The sequence below is a fragment of the Kitasatospora sp. NBC_00374 genome (assembly GCF_041434935.1).
In the GTDB taxonomy this organism is placed as follows: domain Bacteria; phylum Actinomycetota; class Actinomycetes; order Streptomycetales; family Streptomycetaceae; genus Kitasatospora.
On the sequence record NZ_CP107964.1, the window covers coordinates 2,652,460 to 2,666,177 of the forward strand.

Here is a 13,718-nt window from a genome sequence, read left to right on the forward strand (position 1 = left end):
GGGCCGTGCTGGACGGGCTGCGGTTCGCCTTCGGCACGCTCTCGGTGCTGCGGGTCCACGTCGAGCGCTGGGACCGGCCGACGGCGGGGCGGGCGATGCTCGCGGCGCCGCTGGTCGGGCTGGTGCTGGGCGGTGCGGCGGCCGGGGCCGGCGCGCTGGTCGCGCTGCGCGGTGGCGCCCTGCTCGGGGCGGTGGCGGCGGTCGCGGTGCTCGCCGGTCTCACCCGGGGGCTGCACCTGGACGGGCTGGCCGACGTGGCGGACGGGCTGGGCAGCGGCAGGCCGGCCGAGGACGCGCTGCGCATCATGAAGCAGTCGGACATCGGCCCGTTCGGCGTGCTGACCCTGCTGCTGGTGTTGCTGGCGCAGATCGCCGCGCTGTCCGAGGCCTTCTCCGCGTCCGCGGGGCGCGGCGCCCTCGCCGTCCTGACGGCGGCCGTCACCGCGCGCTGCGCGCTCACCTGGGGCTGTCTGCGGCCGGTGCCGGCGGCCCGGCCCGGCGGGCTGGGCGCGATGGTCGCGGGCACCGTCCCGGTCGGCGGGGCGCTGGCGGTGACGGCCGGCTCGGCGCTGGCACTGGCGCTGGCAGGTGCGGCCGAGGGCTGGTCGACGCTGCGTCAGCCGGTCGCGCTGGCGGTCGGGTTGGGCTGTGCGTGGCTGCTGCTGCGGCGGTGCGTACGCCGGTTCGACGGCATCACGGGGGACGTGCTGGGCGCGCTCGCGGAGACCGCGGCGACCGGCGCCCTGCTGGCGCTGGCGCTCGACTGACGGCCCCGCCGGGGAGGGCGCCTGACGGTTCGGATGCCGACGCCCGTTCAGCTGACGGGCGGTCGGCCCGTCGAGCCCCCGCCCGATCACTCACCGTAGCCGCCGGTGGACGGCCGTGACAGGTGCCGCACAACCCGCACACCGGGGGCGGCGGGATCCCAGCATGCGGACTACCATGCGGGGAGCAACCGTAGCCCTGCGCCCGTTTCCCCGCGGAACCGCCGGGGTTATGCCGGTACGGCACCGGTGCCGTACCCGGCCGTGGACCGCGAAAGAACAGGACGCATTTACGTGACTGCACTGTCTGTGAGCACCTCCTCCGCCGCAACGCTGCGTGCGGATGCCCTGGTGATCGGTGTGGCGAAGGGCTCCAAGGGCCTGGTCGTCGCCTCCGGCGCCGAGGCCGTGACCGAGGCGTTCGACGGCAAGCTGGCCGAGGTCCTCACCACCCTGGGCGCGACCGGCGCCGAGGGTGAGGCGGTCAAGCTCCCCACCACCTCGGGCCTCAAGGCCCCGCTGGTGCTGGCCGTCGGCCTCGGCGAGGCCGTCGAGGGCGGGTACGAGGCCGAGGCGCTGCGCCGGGCCGCCGGTGTCGCCGCGCGCACGCTGGCCGGCGCCAAGAAGGCCGCGCTGGCCCTGCCTGCCGAGTCGGCCGAGGAGATCGAGGCCGTCGCGCTGGGCGGTCTGCTGGGCTCGTACAGCTTCGGCACCTACAAGGGTGCGGGCAGCGGCAAGGAGCCGGTCGGCGAACTGGTCGTGCTGGCCGCCCGCAAGGGCAGCAAGGACGCCAAGGCCGCCGTGGAGCGCGCGACCGCGCTGGGCGAGGAGATGAACCGCGCCCGTGACCTGATCAACACCGCCCCGAACGACCTGAACCCGAAGTCCTTCGCCGCGATCGCCCAGGCGGCCGGCAAGGAGCACGGCCTCAAGGTCGAGGTGCTCGACGAGAAGGCGCTGACCAAGGGCGGCTTCGGCGGCCTGATGGGCGTCGGCGTCGGCTCCGCCAACCCGCCGCGCCTGGTGAAGATCGCCTACACCCACCCCAAGGCCCGGGCGACCCTCGCCTTCGTCGGCAAGGGCATCACCTACGACTCGGGCGGCATCTCGCTGAAGCCGGCCGGCCACAACGAGACCATGAAGTGCGACATGTCCGGCGCCGCCGCCGTGTTCGCCGCCGTGGTCGCCGCCAAGCGGCTCGGCCTGGCCGTCAACGTCACCGGCTGGCTGGCGCTGGCCGAGAACATGCCCTCCGGCTCCGCGACCCGCCCCGGCGACGTGCTGCGGATGTACGGCGGCAAGACCGTCGAGGTGCTGAACACCGACGCCGAGGGGCGCCTGGTGCTGGCCGACGCGATCGTGCGCGCCGGCGAGGAGAACCCGGACGTCATCGTCGACGTCGCCACCCTGACCGGCGCCATGGTGCTGGCGCTGGGCAACCGCACCTTCGGTGTGATGGCCAACGACGACGAGCTGCGCGACCGCCTGCACGCCACCGCCGGTGCGGTCGGCGAGCAGTCCTGGCCGATGCCGCTCCCGGCCGAGCTGCGCAAGGGCATGACCGACACCACCGTCGCCGACCTGGCCAACATGGGCGAGCGGATGGGCGGCGGCCTGGTGGCCGGCCTGTTCCTCAAGGAGTTCGTCGCCGAGGGCATCGACTGGGCCCACCTGGACATCGCCGGCCCGGCCTTCAACGAGGGCGGCCCGTTCGGCTACACCCCCAAGGGCGGCACCGCGAGCGCGGTCCGCACCCTGGTGCGCTTCGCCGAGGACACCGCCGGCGCCTGACGCCGAGCCCGCCCGGAGGGGCCCGGGTGCCGTGACGGCACCCGGGCCCCTCCGGCATTACCAGCCGGTAACGGCCCTCCGCAATGCACGATCGTGTTCGCCTCCGGCGAAACTTTGTTCCACACAGCGGAACGATCCGAGTCACCGGCCGTCCGACACGGCCGCTCGCAGGCCCGCCGTCACCCCTGTGAGCTGCGACGATAACCACACGTACGGGGCATTCGGCCGCCTGTCGACGCCCTCGACGGGCCCTTCGGGGCAGCCCCGGACATCAGCCGCCGCCAACAAGTGCAAAGATGTATTTCCGGCACGACTGGGCGCCTTACAAAGGCCTACCCGACCACCGGACCGCGACCGGCCCGGCGAACCGCACACCTTTGCATGGAGGACGTGACGTGGCGAACGACGCCAGCACCGTTTTCGACGTAGTCATTCTCGGAGGCGGAAGCGGCGGTTACGCCGCGGCGCTCCGCGCCGCTCAGCTGGGTCTGAGCGTCGCCCTGATCGAGAAGGGTGAGCTCGGCGGCACCTGCCTGCACCGCGGCTGCATCCCCACCAAGGCTCTGCTGCACGCGGCCGAGATCGCCGACGAGACCAAGGAAGCCGCCGAGTTCGGCGTCCTGGCCACCTTCCAGGGCATCGACATCAAGGGCGTCCACAAGTACAAGGACGACGTCGTCTCGGGCCTGTACAAGGGCCTGCAGGGCCTGGTGGCCTCGCGCAAGGTCCACTACATCACCGGCGAGGGCAAGCTCTCCTCGCAGACCTCGGTGGACGTGAACGGCCAGCGCATCGAAGGCCGCCACATCCTGCTCGCCACCGGTTCGGTTCCGAAGTCGCTGCCCGGCCTGAACATCGACGGCGACCGGATCATCTCCTCGGACCACGCCCTCAAGCTCGACCGCATCCCGAAGTCGGCCGTCATCCTCGGCGGCGGCGTGATCGGTGTCGAGTTCGCCTCCGTCTGGAAGTCGTTCGGCGTCGACGTCACCATCGTCGAGGCCCTGCCGCACCTGGTGCCGCTGGAGGACGAGAACTCCTCCAAGCTGCTGGAGCGTGCCTTCCGCAAGCGCGGCATCAAGTTCGAGCTCAAGGCCCGCTTCTCCGGCGTCGAGTACACCGCCGACGGTGTCCGCGTCTCCACCGAGAACGGCAAGCAGATCGACGCCGACCTGCTGCTCGTCGCGATCGGCCGCGGCCCGGTCTCGGCCGGCCTCGGCTACGAGGAGAACGGCGTCGCGACGGACCGCGGCTACGTCCTGGTCGACGAGTACATGCGCACCAACGTGCCGACCATCTCGGCCGTCGGCGACCTCGTCCCGACCCTGCAGCTCGCCCACGTCGGCTTCGCCGAGGGCATCCTGGTCGCCGAGCGGCTGGCCGGCCTCAAGGCCGTGCCGATCGACTACGACGGCGTGCCGCGCGTGACCTACTCCAACCCGGAGGTCGCCTCGGTCGGCATCTCCGAGGCCAAGGCCGTGGAGATCTACGGCAAGGACAAGGTCGTCACGCTCAAGTACAACCTGGCCGGCAACGGCAAGAGCAAGATCCTGAAGACCGCCGGCGAGATCAAGCTCGTCCAGGTCAAGGACGGCGCCGTGGTCGGTGTCCACATGGTCGGCGCCCGCATGGGCGAGCAGGTCGGCGAAGCCCAGCTGATCTACAACTGGGAGGCGCTGCCGGCCGAGGTCGCCCAGCTCATCCACGCCCACCCGACCCAGTCCGAGGCCCTCGGCGAGGCGCACCTGGCGCTGGCCGGCAAGCCGCTGCACGCGCACGACTGATCGCGCCCAGCCACCCCCATTCCTGTACGCAAGACTTGATAGGAGTCGCTGAAACCATGGCGGTCTCAGTAACACTGCCCGCACTGGGCGAGAGCGTGACCGAGGGCACCGTCACCCGTTGGCTGAAGGCCGAGGGTGAGCACGTGGAGATGGACGAGCCGCTGCTGGAGGTGTCCACCGACAAGGTCGACACCGAGATCCCGGCGCCGGCCTCCGGCATCCTGGCCTCGATCAAGGTCGGCGAGGACGAGACCGTCGAGGTGGGCGCCGAGCTGGCGGTCATCGACGACGGCTCCGGCGCCCCGGTCGCCGCCGCCGCCCCGGTGGCGGAGGCCGCTCCGGCCGCCGCCCCGGCCCCGGCCGCTCCGGTGGCCGAGGCGCCCGCCGCCCCGGCCCCGGTGGCCGAGGCCCCGGCTGCGGCCCCGGCCGCCGCCGCTCCCGCCGCCGACGCCACCCCGGTCCTGCTGCCCGCCCTGGGCGAGTCGGTCACCGAGGGCACCGTCACCCGCTGGCTCAAGGCCGAGGGTGAGACCGTCGAGGTCGACGAGCCGCTGCTGGAGGTGTCCACCGACAAGGTCGACACCGAGATCCCGTCGCCGGTCGCCGGTGTCGTGGTCAAGATCCTTGTCGGCGAGGACGAGACCGCCGAGGTCGGCGCCCAGCTGGCGCTGATCGGTGCGGCGGGCGCCGCTGCCGCGGCTCCGGCCCCGGCCGCTGCCGCCCCGGCCCCGGTGGTCGAGGCTCCGGCCCCGGCCGCCCCGGCCCCGGCCGCCCCGGTCGCTGCCCCGGCCCCCGTGGCCGCCGCTCCGGCTCCCGTGGCCGCCGCTCCGGCCGCTGCCCCGGCTCCGGCCGCGCCGGCCCCGGTCGCCGCTGCCCCGGTCGCCGCTGCCCCGGCTCCGGCCGCGCCGGCCGCCGACGCGGGTGACGCCTACGTCACCCCGCTGGTGCGCAAGCTCGCCGCCGAGCAGGGTGTCGCGCTGTCCGCCGTCACCGGCACCGGTGTCGGCGGCCGCATCCGCAAGCAGGACGTCATCGCCGCCGCCGAGGCCGCCAAGGTTCCGGCCGCCGCCCCGGCCGCCGCCGCCGCGAAGGCCCCGGCCACCGTCGCCGAGGTCTCCCCGTTGCGCGGCACCACGGTGAAGATGTCCCGCCTGCGCTCGGTCATCGCCAAGCGCATGGTCGAGTCGCTCCAGGTGTCGGCCCAGCTGACCACCGTGGTCGAGGTGGACATCACCAAGGTGATGCGCCTGCGCGCCAAGGCGAAGGCCGGCTTCGAGGCCCGCGAGGGCGTCAAGCTGTCCCCGATGCCGTTCTTCGTGAAGGCCGCCACCGAGGCGCTGAAGGCCCACCCGGTCGTCAACTCCCAGGTGAACGAGGCCGAGGGCACCATCACCTACCACGGCGCCGAGCACGTGGGCATCGCGGTGGACACCGACCGCGGCCTGCTCGTCCCGGTCATCCACGACGCGGGCGACCTCAACATCGCCGGCATCGCGAAGAAGACCGCCGACCTGGCGGCCCGCACCCGCGACAACAAGGTCACCCCGGACGAGCTGGGTGGTGGCACCTTCACCATCACCAACACCGGCTCGCGCGGTGCCCTGTTCGACACCCCGATCATCAACCAGCCGCAGGTGGCGATCCTGGGCATCGGTGCCGCTGTGAAGCGCCCGGTGGTCATCAACCACCCGGACCTGGGCGAGACGATCGCGGTCCGCGACATGGTCTACCTGGCCCTGTCGTACGACCACCGGATCGTCGACGGCGCCGACGCCGCCCGCTACCTGGGCGCCGTCAAGGCCCGTCTGGAAGAGGGCGCCTTCGAGGGCGACCTCGGCCTCTGACGGTCAGCACGGCACGCCGGTGCCCCGCTCGTCCTCCGACGGGCGGGGCACCGGCGTCTTCCCGGCCGCTCCCCGGCCCACCGGGCCGGTGCGGCCCGAACCGGCGGGCACGGCGCGCCCGCGACCGTGCGCCGCGTGTGCATCGGCGCGGGCGAACAGGGATGCTGGAGCGGTGATGTACGAGACGGACTTCTGGCAGCTGATCGACGAGACCAGGGACGCGGCCGACGGCGACCCGGACGAGCAGGCGGACGTGCTGGTGGAGCGCCTGGCCCAGCTGACGCCCGACGATGTGATCGACTTCGCGCGGCTGTTCGAGGCGCGGTTCCAGCGGGCGTACCGGACCGACCTGTGGGCGGCGGCCTACCTGATGCTGGACGGCGCCTCGGAGGACACCTTCGACTACTTCCGGTGCTGGCTGATCGGGCAGGGCCGGGAGGTCTTCGAGGGAGCCGTGCACCAGCCCGACTCGCTGGCCGAACTGGTGCCGGACTTCGACGACGAGGAGGACGGCGACGCCGAGGACCTGGGCTACGCGGCCGACGAGGCGTACGAGCAGCTGACCGGGCTGCCGCTGCCGGACCTCGGGCTCGACCAGCCAGCCGGGCCCGAGGGCGACTCCTTCGACTTCGAGGACGCCGAGATCATGGCGAAACGCTTCCCCCTGCTGTGGGAGCGCTTCGGCGACTGACCCCGCCGGGGGCGGTCAGGTGCCGCTGCCGGAGTCGGTGGTGCGGATGCCCGCGACGATCTGCTCCAGCACCGCCGGCTTCGGGGCCAGCGGGTCGTCGTCCACACCGCCGCGCAGCACGACGAACCCGCCGCCCTCGGCCGGGGCCGCGATCAGCAGCGTGTACCCCTGCGCGCCCTGCTCCGGGGTGACGTACCAGCGCACCGCGTAGCTGTTGACCCCGGCGACCACGATCGGGCCGGAGGCCAGCTCGCGGTGGCCGAGCAGCTTGCCGAAGACGGCGGGCGCGAACTCGGCCATCGCCGCCTCGGCCGCGCTCTTGGCGTCCGAACCCGCGACGGCCTTGCTCTCGATCGAGAACTGGCCGCGCACGCACTGCTCGGCCATCCCGCAGTCGTACGGGCCGCTGGTCGACCGCATCGAGACCACGTCGGTCGGGGTGCCGGTCGTCCAGCCGTACGGGACGGTGACCCGCAGCGAGTGCACCGTGTCGGTGACGGTGGTCGCGGCACCGGTGCTCCGGGACGGGCTGGGGCTGGCGCTCGGGCTGGGCCGGGGGCTGCGGCTGGCCGACGGGGACGCGCCGCGCGTGCCGGAGCCCGAGGCGGTGGGGCTCGGCGGGGGCGGGCTCGGGTCCTCGCCGCGGGTGAAGGAGTACCCGATGACGCCGGCCGCGACGAGCACCACCACGACCGCGATGCTGATACCGATGACCAGCCCGTTGCGCCTGGGCTGGGGCGGCGGTCCGGGGTAGCCATAGCCGCCCGGCAGGCCCTGCGGAGGGTAGCCGTAGGCGGGCTGCGCGGTCGGCGGGCCGACGGGGGCCGCGGGCGGGGTGTACGAGGCGCTCTCCCACGCCTGGGTCGGCGCGTCGGCGAGCTGCCCGGCCGTGGGCGCACCGGCCTGGCGTACGTCGGCCGTCCAGGCGCTGCCGTCCCACCAGCGCTCCTCGGACGTCCCCTGGACGGGGTACCAGCCGGGAGGAATCGAGTTGGTCACCCCGGAACGGTACCGGCCGGGCACCGGCGCGGGGCAGGGGCGGACGGGTCACGACTTGGCACGGGCGGGCCGCCCACCGGGCCCTGCGCCGCCGGCCTGACGCACCGCCAGAACATCGTCCACGCAGGACCCTCCCGCACCCGGCGGACCCGCGGGATCCGCGCGGCCGGGCCCGTGGAACCCGCGGCGGCTGCGAGGATGGGTGCATGCGCATCGCGGTGACGGGTTCCACAGGTCTGATCGGTTCGGCACTGGTCCGCTCGCTGCTGGCGGACGGCCATCAGGTGGTGCGGCTGGTGCGCCACCGCAGCCGTACCGGCCCGCAGGCGGACGGCACGGTGGGGGTGGGGTGGAACCCGCACCTGCTGCGGGTGGACACGGCGGGCCTGGACGGCGTCGAGGCGGTGGTGCACCTGGCCGGCGCCGGGGTCGGCGACCGGCGCTGGACCGACTCCTACAAGCGGGAGATCCGCGACAGCAGGGTGCTGGGCACCGAGGCGATCGCCGGTGCGCTGGCCGAACTGAAGGAGCCGCCGCAGGTCCTGGTGAGCGGCTCGGCCGTGGGCTACTACGGCCAGACCGGCGACCGGGTGATCGACGAACGGGACCGGGCCGGCGACGACTTCCTGGCCTCGGTCTGCGTGGAGTGGGAGGCCGCGGCGCGACCCGCCGCCGAGGCGGGGATCCGGGTGGTGCACCCGCGCACCGGCCTGGTGCTCGCGGCCGGGGGCGGCGCCGGTGCCCGGCTGTTCCCGCTGTTCAAGCTCGGGCTGGGCGGACGGCTCGGCTCCGGCGAGCAGTACTGGAGCGTCATCTCCCTGGCGGACGAGGTCGCGGCGCTGCGCTTCCTGATCGACACCCCGGGGGTGAGCGGACCGGTCAACCTGGTCGGGCCCGACCCGGTGACCAACCGCCGGCTGACCGAGGTGCTCGGGCGGGTGCTCGGGCGGCCGACGGTGTTCGCCGTCCCGCGCCTCGCCCTGCAGGCCGTCCTCGGCGAGATGGCCGTGGAGGTCGCGGGCAGTCACCGGGTCGTGCCGCGGGCGCTGCTGGACGCCGGCTTCGCCTTCCGGCACCCGGATGCGGAATCGGTGGTACGGGCCGCGCTGTAGGCTCCGGCGCCGCCCTGGGAGCGGACGGGGAGGCGGCACAGGCCGCGGACACCGGGGGGCGCACAGAGGCACGCGGGCGGCGCGCTGCGCGCCTGTCGTGACCGTGTGCGCCCACCACCCCGGCGCCCGCCCCCCGATGGCGCACGCTCCGTGACCGTGCCCCCGTTCGATGCCGCCACGCCCCTGCCGTGCCGCGGTAAATCACCGGATCCGACTGTCTGATCAGGACATTGACTGGGCATCACCCGAACGGACCGGTTCCCGGCACGTCGCTGCCCGCTCGGCCGGAGTTCACCGGTCCGGCCGCGCCCGGCCGCGGAAGCCACCGTCAGGGAGGAGCACATCCGTGCCCGCATACGACTTCACCCGCCGCATCCGCCAGCCGTCGGATCCGGACGTCATCGTGGTCGGCGCCGGGCTCGCCGGCCTCACGGCCGCCCGGGCACTGACCGCCCGCGGCGTCACCGTCCAGGTCCTGGAGGCCACCCGGCAGCTGGGCGGCCGGATGGCCGCCCGCGAGCTGGACGGCTTCCGGCTGGACCACGGCAGTCTGCTGCTCAACACCGACTTCCCGGAGCTGACCAGGCGGTTCGACCTGGACCGGCTGGCGCTGCGTCCGCTCGCCGCCGGGATGATGGTGCACAGCGGCGGCCGGCGCCACCGGGTCGGCGACCCGCAGCAGAACACGGCCCGGCAGGCCGCCTCCCGCGGGCCGCTCGGCAGTCCGCTGGACAAGGCCCGGCTGGCCGCCACGCTCGCCCGGCTGGCCGCCACCCCCGCCGCGAAACTGCTGGCGCGCCCGGAGACCACCGCCGCCCGCGCCCTGACGGAGCGCGGGCTGTCCCCCCGGACGGTGGACGGTTTCCTGCGCCCGCTGCTCGGTGTCCTGCTCGCCGACCCCGCGCTCACCACCAGCAGCCGGGTCGCCGACCTGGTGCTGCGCAGCTACGCCCGGGGCCGGCTCTGTCTCCCGGCCGACGGGGCGAGCGCGGTGCCCGCCCAGTTGGCCGAGAGCCTGCCGGCCGGGACGGTCCGGCTCGGGGTCCGGGTCACCTCCGTCGCGGCGGACGGTGTGGAGACCGCCGGACACGGCCGGATCGCCGCCCGGGCGGTGGTGGTGGCCACCGATGCCCGCTCGGCCGCGGCCCTGCTGCCCGGCCTGCGGTTGCCCGGCTTCCACCCCGTCACCACGTACTACCACGCGGCGGACCGCTCGCCGATGGAGGAGCCGCTGCTGCTGCTCGACGCGGACCGGGGCACCGACCGGGGCGGCGTCGCGCACTCCCTGGTGCTCAGCGAGCTGGACCCCTCGTACGCCCCGGCCGGGCGGGCGCTGATCGCCACCACCGTGCTCGGCCGGCAGCGCTTCGACTCGGGCGGCCCCGCCGGGGAGGAGCCGGCCGTTCGGCGGCGGCTGGCCGAGCTGTACGGCACCGGCACGGCCGGCTGGGAGTTCCTGAGCGTGCGACACCTCGCGGACGCGGTGCCGGCGATGCCGCCGCCGCACAACGTCCGCCGGCCCGTCCGGCTGCTGGCCGGCCTGTACGCGTGCGGCGACCACCGGGACACCAGCACCGTGCAGGGCGCGCTGGTGTCCGGGCGGCGGGCCGCGCAGGCCGTGCTCGGCGACCTCGGCGTACCGGCGGCGGACCGGGCAGCCGACGTGGCGGCGTAGCTCCGGCCCGGCCTGGCCTGCCAGGCCACTCACCCACCGCGTGTCAGTATGCTGATATGACCCGTAGTCGGACATGTCGGACGGCCGGTGGTGGGCAGTGAGCGCGGCCGACGTGCAGATCCAGGCGCTGGTCCTGGTCCCGGCCTGCGCGGTCGCCGCGCCCCTGCTCGCCGACCGGCTGGGACGGTGGCTGGCCGTACCGACCGTCGTCTTCGAGATCGTGCTGGGCATCCTGATCGGCCCGGACGCCCTGGGATGGGCAGGCGTCGGCGGGTTCCTCGACGCGCTGTCCGAGTTCGGCCTGGCGATGCTGATGTTCCTGGCCGGCTACGAGGTCGACTTCACCCGGCTGCGCGGCGGCCCGCTGCGGCGGGCGGGCGCCGCGTGGCTGCTGTCGCTGACGGTGGCCCTGGTGTTCGGCGGGCTGCTCAACAGCGACCCGCTGAACGGTGCCTTCGCCGGGCTGGCGTTCACCACCACGGCGCTCGGCACACTCCTGCCGATCCTGCGGGACTCCGGCGTGCTGGCGAGCCCGTTCGGCTCGATGACCATGGCGACCGGGGCGGTCGGCGAGTTCGGGCCGATCGTCGCCGTCGCCGTCCTGCTCAGCGGCAACACACCGTTCAGGTCCGCCGTGATCCTGGCCGCCTTCGCGCTCATCGCCCTCGCCGCCCTCGGACTGGCCCGCCGGCCCCAGCCCGCCTGGGTCGCCCGGATGATAGTGCGCACCCTGCGCACCTCGGGGCAGTTCGCCGTCCGCTCGGTGATCCTGGTGCTCGGCGCGATGGTCGCCGCCGCCCTCTGGCTCGACCTCGACCTGCTGCTCGGGGCCTTCACGGCCGGCGTCGTCGGCCGGCTGCTGCTGGCCGGCGTCCCGCAGGCCGAACAGGAGGTGGTCGACGCCAAGCTGGAGGCCCTCGGATTCGGCTTCCTCGTCCCGGTGTTCTTCGTGGTCAGCGGGATGAAGTTCGACCTGACGGCGCTGCTGCACGACCCCGGCACGCTGCTGCTGGTGCCGATCTTCCTGGCCGGACTCGTGGTGGTCCGCGGCGTGCCCGCGGCGCTCTTCGCCCCCGACCTGCCCCGCCGCGACCGCGCCGCCCTCGGCCTGTACGCCGCCACCGCGCTGCCGCTGGTCGTCGTGATCACCACGATCGAGGTGGACGCCGGCCATCTGCGCACCTCCACCGCCGCCGCGCTGGTCGGCGCGGGCATGCTCTCCGTCCTGCTGCTCCCCCTGCTCGCCCAGCACCTGCGCGGTGGCACGACCCCGGCGGCGCCCCCGGCCGACGGGCCGGGGGCGCGGGCGGAGAGCTGGTGACGCCCGGGGCGCGGCGGGCGGGTGGTCAGATCACCCCCGACTGTCGGGCGGCGTCCTCGAAGCCCCGGACGACGGTGGTGCTGCGGTACGGGGCGAGGCGTCGGTGGAAGTCGCGCAGGTACTCCACCGTACGGGCGGAGCGCATCTCACCGGCCGCGCGCAGCGCGTCGGTGGCCATCCCGCAGGACTCCTCCACCTCGCCCATGCCCAGCCGGGCGGAGGCGAGGACCAGGCGGCAGAGGATGCGGCTGCGGGCGTAGGCGGGGCCCCGCAGGCGCAGCGACTTCTCGGCGTGCTGGGCGGCCGGCCGCCACTGCTGGAGGTCGCGGTAGCAGTGCGCGAACTCGTCGGCCAGCTGGGCGTCGTCGAAGTACCTCGCCCAGGAGGGCACCTCGTCGCCCGGCCGGCTGGTGCCGAGGGCTCGTTCGCAGCGGACCAGGGCGGTGGTGCAGGACCGGACGTCGCCGAGCAGGCCGTGGCCGCGGGCCTCGGCGGCGTGCATGAGCGCCTGGACGACGGGGGCGGCGGTGGTACCGACGCCCTGCTGGGCGACCCGGGCGAGCTGGATGGCCTCCCGGGCGTGGCCGAGGTGCACGGCCTGCTGACTCATCGTCGTGAGGATGAAGCCGCCGAGCACTCTGTCCCCCGCCGCCTGGGACAGCCGCAGGGACTGGACGAAGTACCGCTGCGCCAGGCCGTGCGCGGCGATGTCGAAGGACGTCCAGCCGGCCAGCCTGGTCAGGTCGGCGACCGCGCCGAACAGCGCGCGGCCGACCGGCTCGCCGTACCGGCCGCGCAGCATCGGCTCGGCCTCGCTCTCCAGGTAGCGGACCAGCGCCTGCCGGGCGTGGCCGCCGCCGTAGGCGTGGTCCAGGGCGCGGAAGAGGTCGCCGACCGCGCGGATGGCGGCGATGTCGCCGCGACCGACCCGGACCGGCGGGCGCTGGTCGCGCGGGCTCTCGGCCTGGTCGGGCCCGGCGGCGGGCGGGCGGCGGGTCTGCTGCGGCACCCGCCCCTGCTGCGGGACCCTCGGCTGGCCGGGGCCCGGCCCGCCCCTCGGGACCGGCGGCTCCGCGCGGGCGGCGCGGTCCTCCTCCGGGGGCTGCGCGGAGCCGTCCCGGGCGACCCGTTCGTCGGTGCGGCCGATCAGCCAGTCCCGGCTCGGTACCACCAGGCCGGCCGGGGTGAAGGCGATCTTGCGCAGTTCGGCGTAGGGGCCGTTGTCCTTGCGCCACATGGAGGCGACGATGTCGACCGCCTCCTGCGGGGTCTCGGCGAACTCCAGGCCCGCGTAGACCGGCGCGCAGGCGTCCAGGCCGACGTCCTGCGCCGTCAGCCGGCGGCCGAGCCGACGGGTGAAGACCTCGGCGATCAGGGCGGGGGTCGCACCGCGGGGCTGCTGGCCGCGCAGCCAGCGGGTCACCGAGGTCTTGTCGTAGCGCAGGTCGAGCCCGTGCTCCAGGCCGAGCTGGTCGACGCGGCGGGCGAGACCGGCGTGCGAGAAGCCGGACTCCTCGATGAGGGCCGCGAGTTGTGGGTTCTGGGTCCTGGCGGCGGCCGGCGCCGGGTCGGCCGGACGGCCGACCGGGTGGTCGGCGGGGTGGTCGGCGGCGGCCGCGGCGGGCACGACGGAAGCGCGCGCAAGGGCCCCGGCCGGCATCTCGTGCGGGTCGAGCGGGTCGAGCGGGTCGAGCGGTCCGTACGCCGGGCTGTCGGTTGCAGGCCGTTGGGGCATGT

General features: G+C 74.7%; 10 protein-coding genes. 8 read left to right on the forward strand and 2 right to left on the reverse strand.

Features of this window, described 5'->3' with window-relative positions; genetic code table 11:
• Positions 1-5 precede the first annotated feature (5 nt).
• From OG871_RS11880 to OG871_RS11900, 5 genes are all read left to right on the forward strand, one after another.
• Positions 6-767, forward strand: coding sequence for an adenosylcobinamide-GDP ribazoletransferase (locus tag OG871_RS11880; RefSeq protein ID WP_371496678.1), 762 nt, complete (start codon positions 6-8; stop codon positions 765-767).
• Positions 768-1,058: 291 nt separating this feature from the next.
• Positions 1,059-2,555: a leucyl aminopeptidase gene (locus tag OG871_RS11885; protein WP_371496680.1), complete on the forward strand. Its 1,497-nt coding sequence runs from the start codon at positions 1,059-1,061 to the stop codon at positions 2,553-2,555.
• Between the two features lie 395 nt (positions 2,556-2,950).
• Positions 2,951-4,339, forward strand: a complete 1,389-nt coding sequence (gene lpdA, locus OG871_RS11890) for a dihydrolipoyl dehydrogenase (protein WP_371496682.1) — start codon at positions 2,951-2,953, stop codon at positions 4,337-4,339.
• A 56-nt stretch (positions 4,340-4,395) separates the two neighbouring features.
• Positions 4,396-6,183, forward strand: coding sequence for a 2-oxoglutarate dehydrogenase, E2 component, dihydrolipoamide succinyltransferase (gene sucB, locus OG871_RS11895; RefSeq protein ID WP_371496684.1), 1,788 nt, complete (start codon positions 4,396-4,398; stop codon positions 6,181-6,183).
• A gap of 175 nt (positions 6,184-6,358) precedes the next feature.
• The gene (locus OG871_RS11900; RefSeq protein ID WP_371496686.1) at positions 6,359-6,874 is read left to right on the forward strand and encodes a DUF4240 domain-containing protein; all 516 of its coding nucleotides are present in this window, start codon (positions 6,359-6,361) and stop codon (positions 6,872-6,874) included.
• A gap of 15 nt (positions 6,875-6,889) precedes the next feature.
• Here the strand turns inward: OG871_RS11900 and OG871_RS11905 are convergent, their stop codons facing one another.
• The gene (locus OG871_RS11905) at positions 6,890-7,873 is read right to left on the reverse strand and encodes a DUF2510 domain-containing protein (RefSeq protein ID WP_371496687.1); all 984 of its coding nucleotides are present in this window, start codon (positions 7,871-7,873) and stop codon (positions 6,890-6,892) included.
• Positions 7,874-8,079: 206 nt separating this feature from the next.
• Here OG871_RS11905 and OG871_RS11910 point away from each other — a divergent pair, with 206 nt between their 5' ends.
• The 3 genes from OG871_RS11910 (at position 8,080) to OG871_RS11920 (ending at position 11,981) form a co-directional block, all read left to right on the forward strand.
• The gene (locus OG871_RS11910; protein ID WP_371496689.1) at positions 8,080-8,985 is read left to right on the forward strand and encodes a TIGR01777 family oxidoreductase; all 906 of its coding nucleotides are present in this window, start codon (positions 8,080-8,082) and stop codon (positions 8,983-8,985) included.
• A 346-nt stretch (positions 8,986-9,331) separates the two neighbouring features.
• The gene (locus tag OG871_RS11915) at positions 9,332-10,660 is read left to right on the forward strand and encodes an NAD(P)/FAD-dependent oxidoreductase (RefSeq protein ID WP_371496691.1); all 1,329 of its coding nucleotides are present in this window, start codon (positions 9,332-9,334) and stop codon (positions 10,658-10,660) included.
• 97 nt (positions 10,661-10,757) lie between these two features.
• Positions 10,758-11,981 (forward strand): cation:proton antiporter, encoded by a 1,224-nt coding sequence (locus OG871_RS11920; protein ID WP_371496693.1) that lies wholly within the window; start codon positions 10,758-10,760, stop codon positions 11,979-11,981.
• A 25-nt stretch (positions 11,982-12,006) separates the two neighbouring features.
• Here OG871_RS11920 and OG871_RS11925 read toward each other — a convergent pair whose 3' ends face one another.
• Positions 12,007-13,716, reverse strand: a complete 1,710-nt coding sequence (locus OG871_RS11925) for a regulator (RefSeq protein WP_371496695.1) — start codon at positions 13,714-13,716, stop codon at positions 12,007-12,009.
• Positions 13,717-13,718 lie beyond the last annotated feature (2 nt).